The following is a 17,145-nucleotide window of genomic DNA, read 5'->3' as shown; positions in this document are numbered from 1 at the left end:
ACAACGGGGGGTGTTTTTATGGGGATCAAGCCGATTGAAGAAGAGAGAAAGGTATTCATGACCGGTAATGAAGCAGTTGCCTGGGCCGCTCTGGCCGCCGGGGCCGACATCATGTACGGGTATCCGATCACACCGCAGAACGAGATCATGCAGTACTGGACTCGGCTGGCCCCCAGGTATAATAAAAAATTTCTGCAGACGGAGGACGAGCTGTCCGCCGGTTTCACCACCGTCGGCGGGGTGCTGGCGGGGAAGAGGGCGTTTACGGCCACTGCAGGGCCGGGCAACGTCCTGATGCAGGAACCGATGTCGATGGCCGAAGCCATGCGCATTCCGACGGTCGTCGTGATCCAGCAGCGCGGCGGCCCTTCAACCGCTACCGTGATTTACTCCCAGCAGGAGGTAAACCTCACCTGTTTCGGGGGGAATGGCGAGGGGTTGCGGGTTGTCTACTCTACCTCCTCCCATCAGGAGCTCTTCGACTACACAATCAAGGCCTTCAACACCGCCTGGAAGTACCGCTTTCCCACCTTTATCCTGGCCGACGGCTACCAGGCTAAGATGCGTGAATCTCTGGTCATTTACGACCCTGAGCAGCGGGGGATCGAAATGGTTCCCGCCGAACCCTATGTCGGCAAGCCGGGCACACCGGGGGAGGACCGTCCGGCGGCGCATCTCCGCAACACCTACAACATCGAAGAAGAGCTCTTAGAGGTTCTGCGCAGGGATATCGAAGAGTATGAACGGGTGGCGCCGGAGATCGTCGAATACGAGGAATTCAACGCGGAAGGCGCCGAGATACTGTTGGTTGCCCACGGGATCGTTTTCCGTTCGGCAGCCATGGCGGCGAAGGAGCTGGCCGCTGCGGGAAAGAGGGTGGGCTACTTCCGCCCCATCACCTTAAGGCCCTTCCCCCAGGAGCAGCTGCGCCGGGCGGCCCAGGGGGCGAAAAGGCTGCTGGTGGTAGAGTCTGCCTACGGACAGCTGCTGAAAATGGTCAAAGACAACATCTACGGGCTGGACGTTCCCATTGCGGCGCTGCTCCGGCCGGGCGTCGGGATCACCCCCGAGGAGGTTAAGGCCAAATGCGAGGAGTTGCTCGGGGAAAAGGAGGGAATGGAATAAATGGAAATTGCGCCGAAAATGCCGAAGAGCTGGAATCAGGCCTCCAAACCGCATAAATTCTGCCCAGGCTGTGGGCACGGCCTGGTGTTAAAAGCCCTCGGTCAGGTAATCGACGAACTGGGAATCCAGGACCGCATGGTTTTCGGCTGCGATATCGGCTGCTCTCTCCTCTCCTGGGATTTCTTCGACGTCGATTCCGTCCAGACGCACCACGGGAGAACCACGCCGGTAATGGTCGGGATCAAGAGGGCGAACCCCGACCTGATAGTCGTCGCCTACATGGGGGACGGGGGCGGGTACGCCATCGGTTCCCAGCATCTAGTAAACGCAGCTACCCGCGATGACAAGATCACGGTCATTCTGGTCAACAACACCAACTATGCCATGACCGGCGGGCAGATGGCCCCTACCACCATGCCCGGGCAGAAGACGGAGACGACCCCCTACGGCCGTAATGTGGAAGAGGCCGGTTATCCCATGATGGGGCCGGAAATGGTTGCCGCCATCTCCCATGAGGGGGCCTATGTGGCCAGGGGGAGTGTTGCCAGATTCCGTCAGCTCAAAAACTTCATCAAAAAGGCCATCGAAAACCAGATGGCAGGGAGGGGATTCTCCTTTGTCGAAGCCCTCTCCACCTGTCCGACCAACTGGCGTACCAACGCTGCCCAGACCTGGTCCTTCCTGGAGGAGCAGATGACGAAACAGTTTCCACCCGGAGAATTGAAAACCCCTGTGGTGAAGGAGGGATAGGGAATGGGCAAGACGTGGAAGATCGCGCTGGCAGGAGAAGGAGGCCAGGGCGTGCAGTCGGTGGCCATGATTTTGACCGAAGCGGCGGCACTGGAGGGGAAAGAGATTCTCTACATCCCCAACTTTGGTGTGGAGCAGAGAGGGGGGGTCTCCATCGCCTTCGTGCAGATCAGCGACGAAAAGATCGGGGCTCCGAAGTTTAAAACCGGGGATGTCGTCATTGCCCTCAGCGACCGCGCCGTCCGCCGGGTGGGGATGCACACCGGGCCGGAAACCCTCTTTATCTACGATGCCAGCATCGAGGGGGTTGAGGATGACCTCCCCAAAAACGCCGGGAAGGTTCTGGCCATTCCCGCCCTGGAGACGGCCAATAAGGAGCTGCATCCGCGTGTCTTCAACGTTCTGATCATGGGGGCCGTCATCGGGGCGACCCATGTGGTGACGCTGGAAAAGGCGAAAGAGGCCGTGGAAAAGAAGCTGGGCTACAAATTCGAGCAGAACCCTGAACTGCGGGAGCTGAACTTCCGGGCTCTGGAGAAGGGCTATCAGATGATTGCGGGAATGGGGGTATCCTGACCGATGGAAAAGAAGAAAGCGATCACCACCGAGGTCAATAAAGGGAAGGCGATCTTCTCTCTGTTTCCCGGGCTCTGTAAGGGCTGCGGCCTCTGCCGGGAAAAGTGCCCGGAGAAAGCCTTGAACTGGTCGGAGAAGCTGGGGGTTTACGGGACTCCCACCGTGATTCCGGATCCCGCCCTCTGCAAGGCCTGCCGGATCTGTGAGCAGGTCTGCCCGGACTGCGCCATCGCCATTATGCGCAAAGATGGGGATAAGGATAAGTGAAGCGGGTTGCTCCCTGGTTGAACATCATAAGAAAGGCCGGTTCGCCCGCAGGGGCAGCCGGCTTTTGTTGTGACCGGCACTGTGGAAACCGGTAGATTACAGCGTTGGCCTTCGGATTTAGCAGGTTGAGCGTGAAAATGAAGAGAAGTGAAAAATTGAGGGATCTAAAGAGCGGTGGGAGGGATTGATCGTAAATATTTGACGGGTTTGTTTACCGTTAGAGAGCAAATAAAATTTGCCAGCTCCGAGATTGTCGGATATATTGAGATAGAAATGGATCGGGAGAAATCCGATTTTTATGTACAGATGGTTGCGGTTGGGTCCCATTTTTTTGGTTTTTTAGGTGAAGGGAGAAGGTTTTCATGAGAGTGATTGTCGTCGGCGCAGGGAAGGTGGGTTTCAACATCGCCCAGATCCTTTCCAGGGAAGGGCACGATGTGGTGTTGATAGAGAAAGACGAGGAAAGAATTCAGGTTGTCCAGGAACACCTGGATATTCAAACGATCTGCGGGAGCGGTGCCAGCTGCGCCACCCTCGAAGAGGCTGGGGTGCGGGAGGCGGACATGTTCGTGGCGGTGACGGAGTCGGATGAGTTGAACCTCGTGGCCTGCATCATGGCCAAACAGTACGGCGTGCCGAAAACCATTGCCCGTGCCCGCAACCCGGAGTATGTGGAGAGCAGCCGACAGATTTCCTATGCAAAAGTGGGAATTGATTTGTTGATCAACCCGGAAAGGGTTACTGCCCTGGAAATCGTCAAACTGCTGGAAAACCCGCAGGCCAGAGATGTTGAATTCTATGCCGACGGCAAGATCCAGCTGGAAGAGCTGGAAATCAGGGACGACCTTCCCCTTGCTTCCCGGCAAATCAATCAGTTAAAAAACCTTGGCCAGTTTCTGATCGTCGCCATCATCCGCGAAGGCCGCCTGATCATTCCAGGGGGAGATGATTACCTCCGGCCGCGCGACCGGGTTTATATCATCGCCCGGACCAGCGAAATGCCGCGGCTGGAAAGGCATTTTGCCTGCAGGCAGGTGAGAATCGAGGATGTGGTCATCCTGGGCGGGGGGAGAATCGGTTATTACCTGGCCCAGCAGCTGGAGAGGAAAAACTATAACATCAAGGTTATCGAAAAGGATCATAAAAAGTGCAAATCCCTGGCCGCCCGCCTGAAGAAAACCCTGGTCATCAACGGTGATGCTGTCGATACCGATCTGCTTCTGGAAGAGAACATCGGTCAGGCGGACGCCTTTATTGCGGTCACAGGTGATGACAAGCTCAACCTGCTGGTTGCCTTGATGGCCAAGAGCCTGGGGGCCAAAAGGACCGTCGTCCAGGTCCGGCGCTCCGATCTGATCCCTCTCCTGGAGCACGTCGATGTTGATACGGTAGTCAGCCCGAGGATCCTGACCGCCGGGGCAATCCTGCGTTTTGTCAGGAAGGGGGAGGTGGCTTCGGTGACCGTACTGGAGGACAGCCGGGCCGAGGTTATCGAGCTGACGGTCCCGGCGTCTGCCCCCGTCGTCAACCGGAGGCTGAAGGAGGTCAAACTCCCGAAGGGGACGCTGATCGGCGCCATCGTCCGTGGCGGGCAGGCCATCATCCCCGGGGGGGATGACCAGGTCAACGGCGGGGACCGGGTGCTGGTCTTCTCCATCCCGGAAAACATCCCGAAGGTGGAGCACTTCTTTGGGGCGCAGGGGAAGGGTGCCGCAAGGTGAACATCCATCTCGTCGCCCACCTGTTGGGGAGGAGCCTGGTCTTCCTTGGCCTCACGATGGTCTTTCCTCTGTTCTGGGCGGTTTATTACCAGGGGCCGGATCGGGCAGCGCTGCTTTCTTCCGCTCTCATCACCCTGGCCAGCGGCGTGGCCGTTGCGCTGTTGGTGCCCCCGAGAGGGGACATCCGCTATCGCGAGGGGTTTGCCATCGTCACCTTTGGCTGGCTGCTGGTTTCCCTTTACGGAGCGCTCCCCTACCTGTTGTGCGGGGTCTGCAGCGGTTTTCCGGATGCCTTTTTTGAGTCGATGTCCGGGTTTACCACAACAGGGGCAAGCATCCTGACCGATGTGGAGGCGGTACCGAAGGGAATCCTGTTCTGGCGCAGCCTCACCCAATGGCTGGGCGGGATGGGAATCATCGTTTTCCTGGTGGCCTTTCTGTCTCACGTGGGGGTCGGCGCCAACCAGCTGTTCCGGGCGGAGGTCCCCGGGCCGGTGGCGGACAAAATCAAGCCCCGGATCAGTGAGGCGGCGAAAATCCTGTGGCTCATCTATCTTTTCCTGACCGTTCTGGAAACGGCGCTGCTGTGGTTTTTCGGGATGCCGTTGTTCGACGCTTTGTGCCATGCTTTTACAACGATATCCACCGGCGGGTACAGCCCCAGGAATGCCAGCATCGGCTATTACGACAGCGCTGCCATTCAGTGGGTAATCACAATTTTTATGTTCCTCTCCGGCACCAACTTCGCCCTTTACTACCAGGCCCTGCGCGGCCGTAGTTTGAAGGCCTTCTGGCGCAGCGACGAATTCCGCTGCTATTTCAGCGTCGTCCTGCTCGCCACCCTGATAACCGCAGTAAGCATCCGCTCCTTGTTCCCTGGCGGGGAGCCGCTGGTGCGGGCGGCGGCGTTTCAGGTGTTCTCCGTCATCACCACCACCGGTTTTACCACCGCCGATTTCAGCCTGTGGTCGCCGGTAGCGCAGGCAGTTCTGGTGAGCCTGATGTTTATCGGTGGGTGTTCGGGATCAACCGCGGGTTCTGTTAAGATCGGGCGGGTCCTGATCCTGCTGCGGCAGGGCATGCTGGAACTCAAGAGGCTGATCCATCCGCGGGCGGTTCTCTCCCTCAAGATCGACGGCAAAAACATCTCCAAGGATCTGGCTGTCAACAGCCTGGAGTTTTTCTTTCTTTATCTGGCCATTGCAGGTGTGGCCACCATCATCATGGCCGCTACGGGTCTGGACCTGGTCAGCGCTTTCACCTCTGTTGCTGCTACCCTGGGCAATGTCGGCCCGGGTTTGGGGGCGGTCGGGCCTGCCGGCAATTATGCGGCGGTTTCAGCTTTCGGCAAGGTGTTCCTCAGCATCCTGATGCTGCTCGGCCGCCTGGAGATCTTTACCGTGCTGGTGCTGCTGTCGCCGGGTTTCTGGAAAAGGTAACCGGCTGGTCCGGGGAGAGGTGATTCCGATGGCGGGGAAGCGCAACGCAGCGGTCGACTCCTTGAAGGGAGCGGCGATTCTGAGCGTTGTTTTGATCCATGTCTTTCGGGACGGCGGGGCCGGTGTCTTGATCGGGGAAATCGGGAGGTGGGCGGTGCCGGCCTTTTTTATGGTCCAGGGATACTATTTGAGGGGCAGTGTTCTCAAACGGTGGCCGGTTTACTCCCTGAAGAGGTTGAGGCGCGTCTATCTGCCCTTTCTGGCCTGGTCGGCGGGATACGGCATCTATTTTTGGCTTGTTGACCGAAGAGCCTTTACATTGTCCGATGTGCTTCTGGGGGAAACGGCAGTCCACCTCTATTTCGTCATCTATTACGTGCTGTTTGCCCTGCTGCTGCCCTTCTTGTATCTGCTGCCGCAGAGGCTCAGACGCTGCTGTTACTGGGTGATGATTTTCAGCAATTTCGGAATTTGTTCCGCCCTGGAACTGCAGCGCTCTTACGGCATCCATCTCTTTTCCTACAGCGGGATCAATCCTGTCAAGTGGTGGGGGTTTGTGGCGCTGGGGATGCTGGCGGGAGAGCAGCGGGAGGTGCTGGCCGGCCTCATCAAACGGCAGCGCCGGGCTGTCATCTTGATCTCGGCCGGTCTGGCGGCGGCCGGTACGGCTCTCCCTTTTTTGACGGGAACTGTCGGTTATATGTACAACAGGTCGAGCCTTTTTCCCCTGGCTTTTGGCTGCACGGCCGGCCTTTTAGCCCTTTTCGATCGAGAAGGGGTGCCCGGTAGGGATTTTCTGGCCTTCCTGGGAAGAAGAAGCTTCAGCATTTATTTGTCTCATTTTCTGGTAGTGCATTATTGCAAATACGTTCTGGGGTTCGACCTGCTCTGGGCGGTCGCCGTTCTGGCGCTGGCCGTTTCCCTTCTTACCACCGCTGTGGCCGGCAAAGTCTATGAACGGCTCCGCCCCCTACCTGCCGGAGAGGGATGACCCCGCAGGCAGGTCCCCCCCCCAAGGCGAAAAATATTTTAATATTTGATTGTTTTTGGCTCGGAAAGGAATATGAGGAAATATGACGAATATTATCCAGAGAAGGACCGTGGTCGCAGTAATCGGAGAAAAGGGTTCCGCAAATCCCGTGATTTGAGGCCGCTCGGAGGAGGCTGCCCGGTCAGTGCAGTTCATCTGTATTTGGGATCTGGGGCCTGATCGTCAAAAATTAAAGAGAAGATTCAGCGGGGGGAGATGGCGAAGTGGGGAGGGGAGTGTATGTTTGCTACGCCTGCCGGAGCCGCCCTGCCAGGGCCAGAAGCATTGGGGGGACCAGGTACTTCCTTTGTGATGAATGCTACGAACTCCACAAGAGGGCGAACCGCCAGATGATGGAGTATCTGAACCAAAGGCGCTCTTCGTTCCGGAGGGGCACTTGTTCAGGCTTTGAAGAAGTGAGCAGGAAGCGGGATCCTTTCTTCTAATCCTGTTTTCGAGCCGGAGAACGGCAGAAGAGAAAGTGGCCGGTGAGGATTGGATAGGCCGTCTTTGCGTATAATAGTAATAGATCCGGGTGCAGGAGGAGAGGAAAAAATGGTCGGCAGCAGAAGACGACCGGCTACCGATAAGAAAGGGATTTTGCTCCCCGTTTGCGTGGTTTGCGACCAAACCCCTCCTTTGGGTATCGCAGGGGGGATTCTGGTTTCTGGCCACTTTCTCTGCACCCGGTGCGAAGAGGAGATCGTGCGTGCCCGGGTGGGTGACAGCGGGTATTGCCAGATCAAGGAGAAGATCAAAAAGATCTGGAGATGTTGAGGGTGGGAAAAGAGCCGTCGAGCCGGTCGAAGGAAAGCCGTGCGCCGACCGTTAGAGCGGCGGCCTCTGGTGCAGGAGAGCCGGGGAACGGGCGTTTGGGAAGCACGCCGCAGCCCCCGGCGTTTTTTGTTGCCGGCTTCCTCTGCCGGCCGTTTCTGGGGTATGCTAAAATAGATGATGACAGGCGGATGATTCTCTTGGTCGTTGGGAAGGGGCGAGAAGGTGAGGCGGCGAGACTGCGCGGCCTTCCGGAGGGGGTAGGCGGGCGGTGTTCGATCGGGGAAAGAATTGGTTTGCCGGGAAAGCCCCCCTTCTTGAGGGGCTGCTGGGGCACGCTGCAAAAGGGTATTGTGGTTTTCACACCCCGGGGCACAAGCAGGGGCGGGGCGCCTGGCCGCCCTGGCGCCAGCTGCTGGGGGAGCAGGTTTTCCGCCTCGACCTGACCGAGCTCCCGGGGCTGGACAACATCCACGATCCGGAGGGGATCATCAAGGAGGCAGAGGATGCGGCGGCCGGCCTGTTCGGGGCGGCGGAGACCTTTTTTTTGGTCAACGGCGCTACCGCCGGGATCCTGGCGGTGATTCTCGCCCATGCCCGGCCGGGCATGAGGGTGATCCTGCCGCGGGTAAGCCACCAGGCGGTGCTTCACTCCCTCATTCTCAGCGGGGCGCAGCCGGTCTACCTGCCCGTTCGCTCCCATCCGGAACTGGGGTTGACCGGAATGGCGACCACCTCCTCCCTCCGGGAGGCCCTGGTTTCCTGCCCCCCAGGAGAAGCTCTGGTGGTTCTTCTCCACCCCAACTATTACGGCCTGGCGGGGGAGATCCTCCAGCAGGTGCGGCTGGCTCACGAGAAGGGGTGCCTGGTGCTGGTGGATGAGGCCCACGGAGCGCACTTTTGTGCGGATCCCCTTTTCCCCCTCCCGTCCCTGCGGGCGGGAGCGGATTTTGTTGTCCAGGGGGCGCATAAGGTGCTGGGGGCCTTCACCCAGGCCGCCTTTCTCCACTGGCGGGGGGAACGGGGGGACGTCCAGAGGGTGCGGGATGCTTTGGGGATGGTGCAGTCGAGCAGCCCCTCCTACCTCCTGATGGCGTCCCTGGATGTCGCCCGCCTTCAGTGCCAGCAGGAGAAAAGGGGCTGGGGAGAGGTGGCCGTGCTGGCGCGGGAGCTGCGCCGCCGCATATCCAGCCTCCCCGGCCTCCTCGCTCCCGGCGAGGAGATGCTGGATGTGCCGGGGGTGGCGGCATGGGACCCCGCCCGTCTGGTGGTGAATGTGAGGGGGCTGGGGATCACGGGGTTTGAGGCCGCGGAATGGCTGCGCCGGGAGCGGCGCCTGCTCGTGGAGATGGCCGACTTTCAGAACCTCGTTTTCATCCTGGGGCCGGCGGATGACGGCGCCGCCGAGAAGCTCCTCGAGGCGCTGGCGGCCCTGGCGGGATCCTTTGGCAACGGGAGCTGCAGGAGCGGGCGTTACCCCGATCCCCTGGAGCTTCCCCTGCCGGAGCAGAAGATGACGCCGCGAGAGGCCTTTTTCGCCCCCTGGCTCCCGGTCCCCCGGAAGGAGGCCCGGGGCCTTGTGGCGGCCGAGGTGATCGCTCCTTATCCGCCGGGGGTACCAGTCCTCTGCCCGGGAGAGGTGATTACTCCGGAGCTGACAGAGTTCCTGGAGGAGTGGGAAGCGGCGGGAGGCACCTGGCCCGGGAGGAGCCGGGGTTTCATTAAGGTCGTTGCGGGGAGTTGAGGAGTTGGAGGGGAAGCTGATCACATTGGAGGGGCCGGATGGAGCGGGTAAGTCAACACAGGTTAGCCTTCTGGCATCCGCCCTGAAGGCCCGGGGATACCCCGTTTTGGTGACGAGGGAGCCGGGGGGGACGCGCCTCGGTGAGGAAATCCGCGGCCTTTTGCTGAACCCCCTTTACGGGGAGATGAACCATGTAACGGAAGCCATGCTCTATGCCGGGGCACGGGCGCAGCTGGTCGGTGAGGTGATCCTTCCGGCCCTGGCAGCGGGGGTGACCGTTCTCTGCGACCGTTTTGTGGATTCCAGCCTGGCCTACCAGGGGTACGGCCGCGGCCTGGATTTGGGGATGTTGAGGGCGATCAACGGGTTCGCCTTGAAGCAGCTGGGCAGCTTTTTGACCATTTTGCTCGATCTCCCTCCTGAGGAGGGGCTGCGGCGGGCGGCGGCGGGCCGCCGTGGGGACAGACTGGAGCAGGAGGATCTGGATTTTCACAAGAGGGTGCGGGATGGGTACCTCGCCCTGGCGGCCTCCAACCCGGAAAGGATTGTAGTGGTGGCAGCCGCCGCTCCGGTGTCGGCCGTCCAGCAGAGCGTCCTCAAGCATGCCCTGGCTTATCTCGAGGGGAAGAGAAAGGGGGCTTCTTTCTGAGCGGGATTGGGGAAGCCGGCCAGCAGAAAGGGGAGCGAGATCTTGCTGCCCGGCAGCTGCGGCAGGACTTAAGCTGCGGGAGCGTTGCTCACGCCTATCTCCTGGCCGGGCGCGCTGCGGATAAGAAGAAGCGGGTGATACCGGCTTTCGTGCAGGCCCTTCTCTGCACGGCTCCCGAGGGAGGGGTGCCGTGTGGATGCTGTGCCTCCTGCAGGGCCTGGGAGCGCCGGGCGCATCAGGATTACCACTGCCTGGAGCCGGAGGGCGCATCTCTGAAGGTCGAGCAGGTCCGGCAGTGGCAGCCTTTCTTTCGTTACCGCCCTCAGCTCGGAAGGCACCGGGTCTTTCACATCAACCGCCCGGAACTGCTGACACCTGCGGCGGCCAACAGCCTCCTCAAGATCCTGGAGGAGCCCTTGGGATCGGCGGTTTTCCTGCTGGTGACCGAAGATGAGCGGGGCGTTCTGCCGACTGTTGTTTCCCGCTGCCGGCTGGTCTTCTTCCATCCGGAAGAGCCTGGGGATATCGTGCGGCTGCCGGAGGGAGTCCTGGACGCGGAGAAGGCGGAGGCAATAGGGAGAATCATCCGGCAGGGCACCCCTGCCGAGCTGTTGCGGGAGGCGCGCCAGCTGGAATTGGACAGAGCCGGGGCGCAGGCCCTGCTGGACTACCTGCTTAAGAAATTCGAACAGGAGTACCGCCGCCTGCGCCGCTGCCTGCAGGACGGCCGCGGGGATGCAGAATGGCTCGGCAGGGTTGCCGGCTGTCTGCAGCTGCTCTTAAGAGGCAGCAAGCTGTTGGATGAAAACATTTCCGTGCCCTTGCTGTTGCCTCTGCTCTTATATAAAATCCAGAGGAGAATGCACGGGCTAGAATAGAAGCGGGGAAAACCCGGGAAAGCGGGGATTCGATTGATGGACGGTAATGAAAAGTTAAGTGAAGAGACACAGGCCGCCCCGCGGGAGCGGAATGCGCCCTGTGAGGCTGAGGGCGGGTCAGTAACCGTTGTCGGGGTCAGATTTCGCAAGGCGGGTAGGGTTTATTATTTCAAGCCGGGGGAGGAGGATCTCCAGCCTGGGGACAGGGTGATCGTGGAGACGGTCAGGGGGATCGAATCCGGAACCGTCGTCATGGGGCCTCAGGAACTGCCCCTGGATGAGGTGGTGGTTCCTCTGCGCGAGGTGATCCGCAAAGCCACGCCGGAGGATATCGCCGTTGTCGCCGAGAACGAAAGGCGCGCCCGGGAGGCTTTTGCCATCTGCGAGCAGAAAATAGTCGAGCACGGTCTGCCCATGAAGCTCGTCGATGTGGAGTTTACTTTCGATGTGGGTAAGATTCTTTTCTACTTCACCGCCGAAGGGAGAGTGGACTTCCGGGAGCTGGTCAAGGACCTGGCCGCCATCTTCAGGACGCGGATCGAGCTCCGCCAGATTGGAGTCAGGGATGAAGCCAAGCTGCTGGGGGGGATCGGCCCCTGCGGCAGGGAGCTCTGCTGCAGCACCTGGCTGGGGGATTTTGAGCCGGTTTCCATCCGCATGGCCAAAGGGCAGAACCTCTCCCTGAATCCGACCAAGATCAGCGGCATCTGCGGCAGGTTGATGTGCTGCTTGAAATTCGAGAACGAGTGCTACAACTGCATGCGCCAGGAGCAGGAGGCGGAAGCGGAAGAGAGCGCCTGCGGTGAGGCCGCTGGGGAAGAAGAGAGCCCATCCGGCGGCGGGGAAGAAGGGGCTGCCGAAGGGGAGAATGGCGGGAATGGGTGAGCTCTACCTCTGCGCCACTCCTTTAGGCAACCTGGAGGACATCACTCTGCGCGCCCTGCGGGTGCTGGCCGAGGTCGACCTGATCGCCGCAGAGGATACCAGGCATACCCGGAAGCTGCTTGCCCATTATAAGATCGCCACGCCGACGACCAGTTATCACGAGCACAATGAGCGGGAGAAGCTGCCCTTTCTGCTTTCCGAGCTCTCCCGAGGGAAGTCCGTGGCCCTGGTGAGCGATGCCGGAACTCCGGCGATCTCCGATCCGGGCAGCCTCCTGGTGCGGCGGGCGCTGGAAGAGGGGCATCGGGTTACGGTGGTGCCGGGCGCTTCGGCAGTGATTTCCGCTCTGGTCGTTTCGGGAATGCCCGCCTACCCCTTTTACTTTTACGGTTTTCTGCCGCGCAAAAGGGGGGAGCGGCGGGAGCTCCTGCAGGAGCTGGAGGGGAATGCCTGGACGGGGGTGTTTTACGAGGCGCCTCACCGCCTCCGGGAGACCCTGACGGATTTTGTCGAGGTCTGGGGGGAGGGGCGCCGAGTGGCGGTGGTGAGGGAGCTCACCAAGCAGTTCGAGGAGGTCTATCGGGGTTCCTTCGCCGAGGCGAGGGAGCACTACATGAGGCAGGAGCCGCGGGGTGAGATCACCCTGGTCGTCGAGGGGAAGCGGGGGGAAGGAACCGGCCTTCCCCGCCAAAATGCCGCAGAAATCCGGGAGGCGGTAGCTGCCCTCATGGCGGCGGGTGCGGACCTCCACGACGCCTGCAAGGCGGTAGGGCGCGCCCTGAAGATCGGCAAGAGCGAGGTCTACCGCGCCTTTCATGACTAAGAAAAAGAAACCCCCCTGCTGGGGGTTGTTGTTGTAAAGCCTGTCTCTTTCGCAAGGGATGGCAGCACAGCCTTCCCTTTCCAGGGGACTGCTGGTGGGGTTGTCCCTTGCAGGGTTATGAATGATGGCGGACAGAAAGCTAGACGGCCTCGCGGGCCATCTCCTGGGCCATGGCCTTGGCGCACTCCTGGCAGACGTTTTTGCCCCGGAAGTGGGTAATGTTGTCCGCATTGCCGCAAAAGATGCATGCCGGCTCGTACTTCTTGAGGATGATCTTTTCCTGATCGACGTAGATCTCCAGAGCATCTTTTTCGGCGATTCCCAGGGTGCGGCGCAGCTCGATGGGAATGACTACTCTCCCGAGCTCGTCCACTTTTCTGACGACACCAGTTGACTTCATTCCTTTCCCCCTCTCCCTTATTATTTCGACAAGATTCGCTAAGTAAAGCATACCATCTCTTCCATTAACAGTCAACATCCTTTTTGCTAAAAATTTTTGTTTTTTATGGATATTTAGGCCATGTAAAATTTCAGTAGGTAAAAGAAGGGGATCGGCTTCTTAAAAAGAAAAGAGACCTCGGCACCCAAAATCTATCACCCCAAAAAGGAGTGTGAGGTCTCATGTTAGATATTCGCCACATAGTGGGGGCAGTCCTTCTTTTTGTCAAAGGTTTAGTCAAATTAATTGGAGAGTGCGAAGACTTCTCTGAGCTTGAGAAAGGGGTTCACGAACTCTGCCAGGACGTGTGTAACCAGATTTTCACCTGGGCATTAGAAAAGATCGATACCCGTCTGATGAATGAACGAGACCGGAGCATCTGGGAGGTTGTCGGTTTTCGGACAAAAACAGCCATCAGCACCTTTGGGGAATTTCCCTTAAAAAGGCGCCTGTACAGGAACAAAGAAACCGGGGAAACCAAATTCTTTTTAGACGAACTGCTGGGCTGGCCGGAGCGGGCCAGGGTTACTCCTTACCTCAAAGAGTTGGCAATCAAACTAAGCACCGAACTTTCCTTTGGCCGGGCAGCGGAGATATTGAGTTATCTTGTACCTAAATTAAGCACCATGACCATCTGGCATATCACCCAAGAAGCAGGCGAAATACTGCAGCGAGAAGGGGAAGAGAAGAGAGCGGCGGTATTTGAAGACGGAGGAGCACCAGGTGGGAAAGAAGTGGTTGGGGAGTTGCATATTGAAGGTGACGGAGTGATAGTCAATCTGCAACGGGAAAAAGAGAAGCGAGGAGAAATCAAACACATAGTAACCTACGAAGGGAAGAAACAAGTTAGCCGGAACCGCTTTGCTCTGCAAAACAAGCTTGTTGTAAGCACCCTAAGTGAAGGACAAGTGGCCTGGGAAGAGAGCTATGCTCGGGCTGGGGGGAAATGGGATTTAGAACAGATCAAAGAGATCTACATAGGTGGCGATGGAGCAAAATGGATCAAAGAGGGGCTGGAATACTTCCCCGGTGCTGTATACTGCTTAGACCCATACCATCTAAACAGGCATTTAACCGAAGCCCTCTGGTATGACGAAGAAACCTTTCAGAAAGTAGGCGCAGCCATCTCTCATAGCAACTGGCAGGAAACCCAAGCAATACTCACAGAAGCAATCAAAAAAACCAGAGGCAACCGGAAAAAGAGGCTCATCAAGCTATTGCATTATCTTGAAGAGAACTGGACGGGGATTATTAACTCGGCAGGAGCAAAACGTTTAGGAACCATCGAAGGGCAGATTCAGCACAACGTAGCACGGCGGATGAAACGCCTGGGGGCCAAGTGGACCACAACCGGAGGAGACCGGATGGCCCGGCTTCTGGCTGCCAAAGCAAACGGAGAGCTTAGCAATTATGCTTCGCGCTGGCCAGTGGAACATGGAAAGCTGAAGGAGATAGCGCAGATAAAACCGGTAGAAAAGTCGGTAGAAAAACAAAAAGCCGGAGAAATAGGGGAATGGCTGCAGGCGACAATACCGGCATTAAAAGGGCCTTTTGCGGATCGTCCCTGGATAAAACATGTTTTACGGGAACTGACCCGGCCGGAATTTGCTGCTCTTATTTGCTAACCGGTTTTCTGAGTAGCACTGATAGCTTGGCCTCTGCATGTGTTAAATGTTTTGCGACGGGGTAACGTGTTATTGTTGTCTGTTCCTCCTAGCTACCTGGTTGTCAAGTTTATCTCAACAATCTTCAGTTAAATTCAAGGTCAAAGCCATTGCTTTGAAGCTTAAGGTTTTGAACGTCGAGGTCTCTTAAGGGGAAAAATTTTATTAAAAATACCTACTGGATCTTGACATGGACGGATATTTATCAAAAATGGCTAAACAAGTATTTTTTTTGGTATAATTAATCTTTGAATAAAGAAATCACTTTGGCAATGAAAGGAGCTAAAGCCCTGGCGGGAGGGACGGCCTGCCGGGCGTTGTCATGAGTGAACGTTCTTTTTATGTAACGACTCCCATTTATTATCCCAGCGACAGGCTGCACATCGGCCACGCCTACACCACCGTGGCGGCGGACTGCCTTGCCCGCTACAAGCGGATGCGCGGCTATGACGTCTTTTTTTTGACGGGTTCTGACGAACACGGCCAGAAGATCGAGCGCAAGGCCGCAGAAAAGGGCACCGATCCCCAATCTTATGTCGACCGGATCGTCGCCTCCTTTAAGGAGCTGTGGAAGAGCCTCAAGGTCTCCAACGACGACTTCATCCGCACCACCGAACCCCGCCATCAGAAGGCGGTGCAGGCCATTTTCCAGAAGCTCTACGAGCAGGGGGACATCTACAAGTCCTACTATGAGGGGTTGTACTGCACCCCCTGTGAGGCCTTCTGGCTGGAACGCCAGCTTGTCGACGGCAACTGCCCGGACTGCGGGCGGCCGGTGGAGCCCATGAGGGAGGAGAGCTACTTCTTCCGCCTCTCCAAGTATCAGGACAGGCTGTTGCGCTATATCGAGGAGAACCCCGATTTCATCCAGCCGGCTGCGCGGCGCAATGAGATGATCAACTTTATCAGGCAGGGGCTGGATGACCTCTGCGTCACCAGAACGACCTTCAGCTGGGGGGTGCCTGTTCCCTTTGCCCCCGGGCATGTGGTCTACGTCTGGTTCGACGCTCTGGTCAATTACCTCTCCGCCCTGGGCTGGCAGGACGGGGATGAGCGCTTCGAAAAGTACTGGCCGCACGCCGTTCACCTGGTGGGGAAGGATATCGTGCGCTTCCATACGGTGATCTGGCCGATCATCCTGATGGCGGCGGGGATTGAGCTGCCGAGGGCGGTCTTCGGGCACGGCTGGATGCTCCTGGAGGGTGGGAAGATGTCCAAGTCGAAGGGCAATGTGGTCGATCCCCTCGTTCTCATCGACCGCTACGGCGTCGATGCGGTTCGCTATTACCTGCTCCGGGAGCTTCCCTACGGAGGGGACGGATATTACAGCGAGGAAAACCTCGTCAACAGGATCAACACCGATCTGGCCAACGACCTGGGGAACCTGATCAGCCGCACTCTGGGGATGGTCAAGAAGTACCGGGGCGGGGTGCTGCCCGCACCCGGCGGCCTGGAGGGGCCCGACAGCGACCTGATCGCCTGTGCGGCGGAGTCCAAGAGGGAGCTGGAAAGGCAGCTGGAGCGCTTCGACTTCAGCAGCGCTCTGGCCGCCATCTGGCAGCTGGTGCGCCGCGCCAACCGCTATGTGGATGAGACGACCCCCTGGAATCTGGTGCGGGATCCCGGGCAGCAGGAGCGGTTGGGAACGGTTCTCTACAATTTAAGTGAGGCCGTGCGCCATCTTGCAGTCTGGTGCACACCCTTCATGCCGGTATTCCCGGAGCGCGTCTTCGAGCAGTTCGGGATCGGCGACCGGAAGGACCTGCAGACCTGGGAGAGCACCGCCAGCTGGGGGCTGGTGCCCGCCGGCCTTAATGTGCGGCCTGGTCCGGGGCTCTTTCCGCGCATCCAGGAGCAGCAGGAGGAGAGGGCGGTCGAGGTCGCCGTCAGCGAGCCGAAAGCGGCGCAGGGGGATAAGGCCGGGAAGGAAAAGGAGAAACCCCGGAGAGACGGGGCCGCCGCTGAGCAGATCACCATTGAGGATTTCGCCAGGTGCGATCTCCGGGTGGCCCTGGTCCGGAGTGCCGAAAGGATCAAAGGTGCCGATCGCCTCTTGAAGCTGGAGGTCGATCTGGGAACGGAGACGAGGACGGTGGTCGCCGGGATCGCCCAGCACTATACCCCGGAAGAGCTGGTCGGCAAGCGGGTGATCGTCGTGGCCAACCTCGCTCCGGCCCGGCTGCGGGGGGTGACCTCCAACGGGATGATCCTGGCGGCGGGCGAGGGGGAGAGCCTGGGCCTGATCACGGTGGAGCGGGAGATCCCCCCCGGAGCCCGGGTCAGATAAGAGGGGGTCCCTCACGATTGGGTGGGAGACCCTCCCTGTCCTGTGGAATCCCTGAGCGCCGTTTCCTGGAAGGTTCGGGGCGGCCGGGGAATCT

At 58.9% G+C, this 17,145-nt stretch carries 17 protein-coding genes; 16 read left to right on the top strand and 1 reads right to left on the bottom strand.

Annotated features, from left to right (window positions below; genetic code table 11):
- Positions 1-18: 18 nt before the first annotated feature.
- The 14 genes from TPH_RS14315 (at position 19) to rsmI (ending at position 12,661) form a co-directional block, all read left to right on the top strand.
- Complete coding sequence (locus TPH_RS14315) at positions 19-1,125, top strand: transketolase C-terminal domain-containing protein (protein ID WP_015051913.1); 1,107 nt, start codon at positions 19-21, stop codon at positions 1,123-1,125.
- Positions 1,126-1,875: a thiamine pyrophosphate-dependent enzyme gene (locus TPH_RS14310; RefSeq protein WP_015051912.1), complete on the top strand. Its 750-nt coding sequence runs from the start codon at positions 1,126-1,128 to the stop codon at positions 1,873-1,875.
- A gap of 3 nt (positions 1,876-1,878) precedes the next feature.
- Entirely contained in the window at positions 1,879-2,451 is a 573-nt protein-coding gene (locus tag TPH_RS14305; RefSeq protein ID WP_015051911.1) for a 2-oxoacid:acceptor oxidoreductase family protein, read from the top strand.
- A gap of 3 nt (positions 2,452-2,454) precedes the next feature.
- The gene (locus TPH_RS14300; protein ID WP_015051910.1) at positions 2,455-2,718 is read left to right on the top strand and encodes a 4Fe-4S dicluster domain-containing protein; all 264 of its coding nucleotides are present in this window, start codon (positions 2,455-2,457) and stop codon (positions 2,716-2,718) included.
- A 362-nt stretch (positions 2,719-3,080) separates the two neighbouring features.
- Positions 3,081-4,439, top strand: a complete 1,359-nt coding sequence (gene trkA, locus TPH_RS14295) for a Trk system potassium transporter TrkA (protein ID WP_015051908.1) — start codon at positions 3,081-3,083, stop codon at positions 4,437-4,439.
- Positions 4,436-5,878, top strand: a complete 1,443-nt coding sequence (locus tag TPH_RS14290) for a TrkH family potassium uptake protein (RefSeq protein WP_015051907.1) — start codon at positions 4,436-4,438, stop codon at positions 5,876-5,878. The genes trkA and TPH_RS14290 overlap by 4 nt, the downstream gene beginning before the upstream one ends.
- Positions 5,879-5,906: 28 nt before the next feature.
- Positions 5,907-6,869 carry an acyltransferase gene (locus TPH_RS14285; protein ID WP_015051906.1) on the top strand — a complete coding sequence of 321 codons (963 nt, stop codon included), beginning with the start codon at positions 5,907-5,909 and terminating at the stop codon, positions 6,867-6,869.
- 263 nt (positions 6,870-7,132) lie between these two features.
- Positions 7,133-7,354: a hypothetical protein gene (locus TPH_RS14280; protein ID WP_015051905.1), complete on the top strand. Its 222-nt coding sequence runs from the start codon at positions 7,133-7,135 to the stop codon at positions 7,352-7,354.
- A gap of 109 nt (positions 7,355-7,463) precedes the next feature.
- A complete protein-coding gene (locus TPH_RS14275) occupies positions 7,464-7,685 on the top strand; it encodes a sigma factor G inhibitor Gin (RefSeq protein WP_015051904.1) in 222 nt (73 codons plus the stop codon).
- A gap of 268 nt (positions 7,686-7,953) precedes the next feature.
- A complete protein-coding gene (locus TPH_RS14270) occupies positions 7,954-9,426 on the top strand; it encodes an aminotransferase class I/II-fold pyridoxal phosphate-dependent enzyme (protein ID WP_015051903.1) in 1,473 nt (490 codons plus the stop codon).
- Between the two features lie 4 nt (positions 9,427-9,430).
- Positions 9,431-10,075: a dTMP kinase gene (gene tmk / locus TPH_RS14265; protein WP_015051902.1), complete on the top strand. Its 645-nt coding sequence runs from the start codon at positions 9,431-9,433 to the stop codon at positions 10,073-10,075.
- Positions 10,072-10,953 (top strand): DNA polymerase III subunit delta', encoded by an 882-nt coding sequence (locus TPH_RS14260; RefSeq protein ID WP_081578699.1) that lies wholly within the window; start codon positions 10,072-10,074, stop codon positions 10,951-10,953. Before tmk ends, TPH_RS14260 begins: the two co-directional genes overlap by 4 nt.
- 36 nt (positions 10,954-10,989) lie before the next feature.
- A complete protein-coding gene (locus tag TPH_RS14255) occupies positions 10,990-11,838 on the top strand; it encodes a PSP1 domain-containing protein (RefSeq protein WP_015051900.1) in 849 nt (282 codons plus the stop codon).
- Positions 11,756-12,661 (top strand): 16S rRNA (cytidine(1402)-2'-O)-methyltransferase, encoded by a 906-nt coding sequence (gene rsmI / locus TPH_RS14250; RefSeq protein WP_236608800.1) that lies wholly within the window; start codon positions 11,756-11,758, stop codon positions 12,659-12,661. The genes TPH_RS14255 and rsmI overlap by 83 nt, the downstream gene beginning before the upstream one ends.
- Before the next feature lie 139 nt (positions 12,662-12,800).
- Here the strand turns inward: rsmI and TPH_RS14245 are convergent, their stop codons facing one another.
- Positions 12,801-13,061 carry an AbrB/MazE/SpoVT family DNA-binding domain-containing protein gene (locus TPH_RS14245; RefSeq protein WP_015051898.1) on the bottom strand — a complete coding sequence of 87 codons (261 nt, stop codon included), beginning with the start codon at positions 13,059-13,061 and terminating at the stop codon, positions 12,801-12,803.
- A 221-nt stretch (positions 13,062-13,282) separates the two neighbouring features.
- On the opposite strand from TPH_RS14245, the gene TPH_RS14240 reads away from it, so the two are divergent.
- Both TPH_RS14240 and metG read left to right on the top strand, forming a co-directional pair.
- Complete coding sequence (locus TPH_RS14240; RefSeq protein WP_015050843.1) at positions 13,283-14,725, top strand: ISLre2-like element ISTph1 family transposase; 1,443 nt, start codon at positions 13,283-13,285, stop codon at positions 14,723-14,725.
- A gap of 361 nt (positions 14,726-15,086) precedes the next feature.
- Positions 15,087-17,051 carry a methionine--tRNA ligase gene (gene metG / locus TPH_RS14235; protein ID WP_015051897.1) on the top strand — a complete coding sequence of 655 codons (1,965 nt, stop codon included), beginning with the start codon at positions 15,087-15,089 and terminating at the stop codon, positions 17,049-17,051.
- The last annotated feature ends 94 nt before the right edge of the window (positions 17,052-17,145 follow it).

The organism is Thermacetogenium phaeum DSM 12270 (assembly GCF_000305935.1).
In the GTDB taxonomy this organism is placed as follows: domain Bacteria; phylum Bacillota; class DSM-12270; order Thermacetogeniales; family Thermacetogeniaceae; genus Thermacetogenium; species Thermacetogenium phaeum.
This window is presented reverse-complemented; position numbering and strand designations above follow the sequence as displayed.

What these genes read in the sequence shown, in the direction of transcription:
- TPH_RS14315 (WP_015051913.1), top strand. Translation starts at nt 19, where the DNA reads ATGGGGATCAAGCCGATTGAAGAAGAGAGAAAGGTATTCATGACCGGT.
- TPH_RS14310 (WP_015051912.1), top strand. Translation starts at nt 1,126, where the DNA reads ATGGAAATTGCGCCGAAAATGCCGAAGAGCTGGAATCAGGCCTCCAAA.
- TPH_RS14305 (WP_015051911.1), top strand. Translation starts at nt 1,879, where the DNA reads ATGGGCAAGACGTGGAAGATCGCGCTGGCAGGAGAAGGAGGCCAGGGC.
- TPH_RS14300 (WP_015051910.1), top strand. Translation starts at nt 2,455, where the DNA reads ATGGAAAAGAAGAAAGCGATCACCACCGAGGTCAATAAAGGGAAGGCG.
- trkA (WP_015051908.1), top strand. Translation starts at nt 3,081, where the DNA reads ATGAGAGTGATTGTCGTCGGCGCAGGGAAGGTGGGTTTCAACATCGCC.
- TPH_RS14285 (WP_015051906.1), top strand. Translation starts at nt 5,907, where the DNA reads ATGGCGGGGAAGCGCAACGCAGCGGTCGACTCCTTGAAGGGAGCGGCG.
- TPH_RS14275 (WP_015051904.1), top strand. Translation starts at nt 7,464, where the DNA reads ATGGTCGGCAGCAGAAGACGACCGGCTACCGATAAGAAAGGGATTTTG.
- TPH_RS14255 (WP_015051900.1), top strand. Translation starts at nt 10,990, where the DNA reads ATGGACGGTAATGAAAAGTTAAGTGAAGAGACACAGGCCGCCCCGCGG.
- TPH_RS14245 (WP_015051898.1), bottom strand. Translation starts at nt 13,061, where the DNA reads ATGAAGTCAACTGGTGTCGTCAGAAAAGTGGACGAGCTCGGGAGAGTA.
- TPH_RS14240 (WP_015050843.1), top strand. Translation starts at nt 13,283, where the DNA reads ATGTTAGATATTCGCCACATAGTGGGGGCAGTCCTTCTTTTTGTCAAA.
- metG (WP_015051897.1), top strand. Translation starts at nt 15,087, where the DNA reads ATGAGTGAACGTTCTTTTTATGTAACGACTCCCATTTATTATCCCAGC.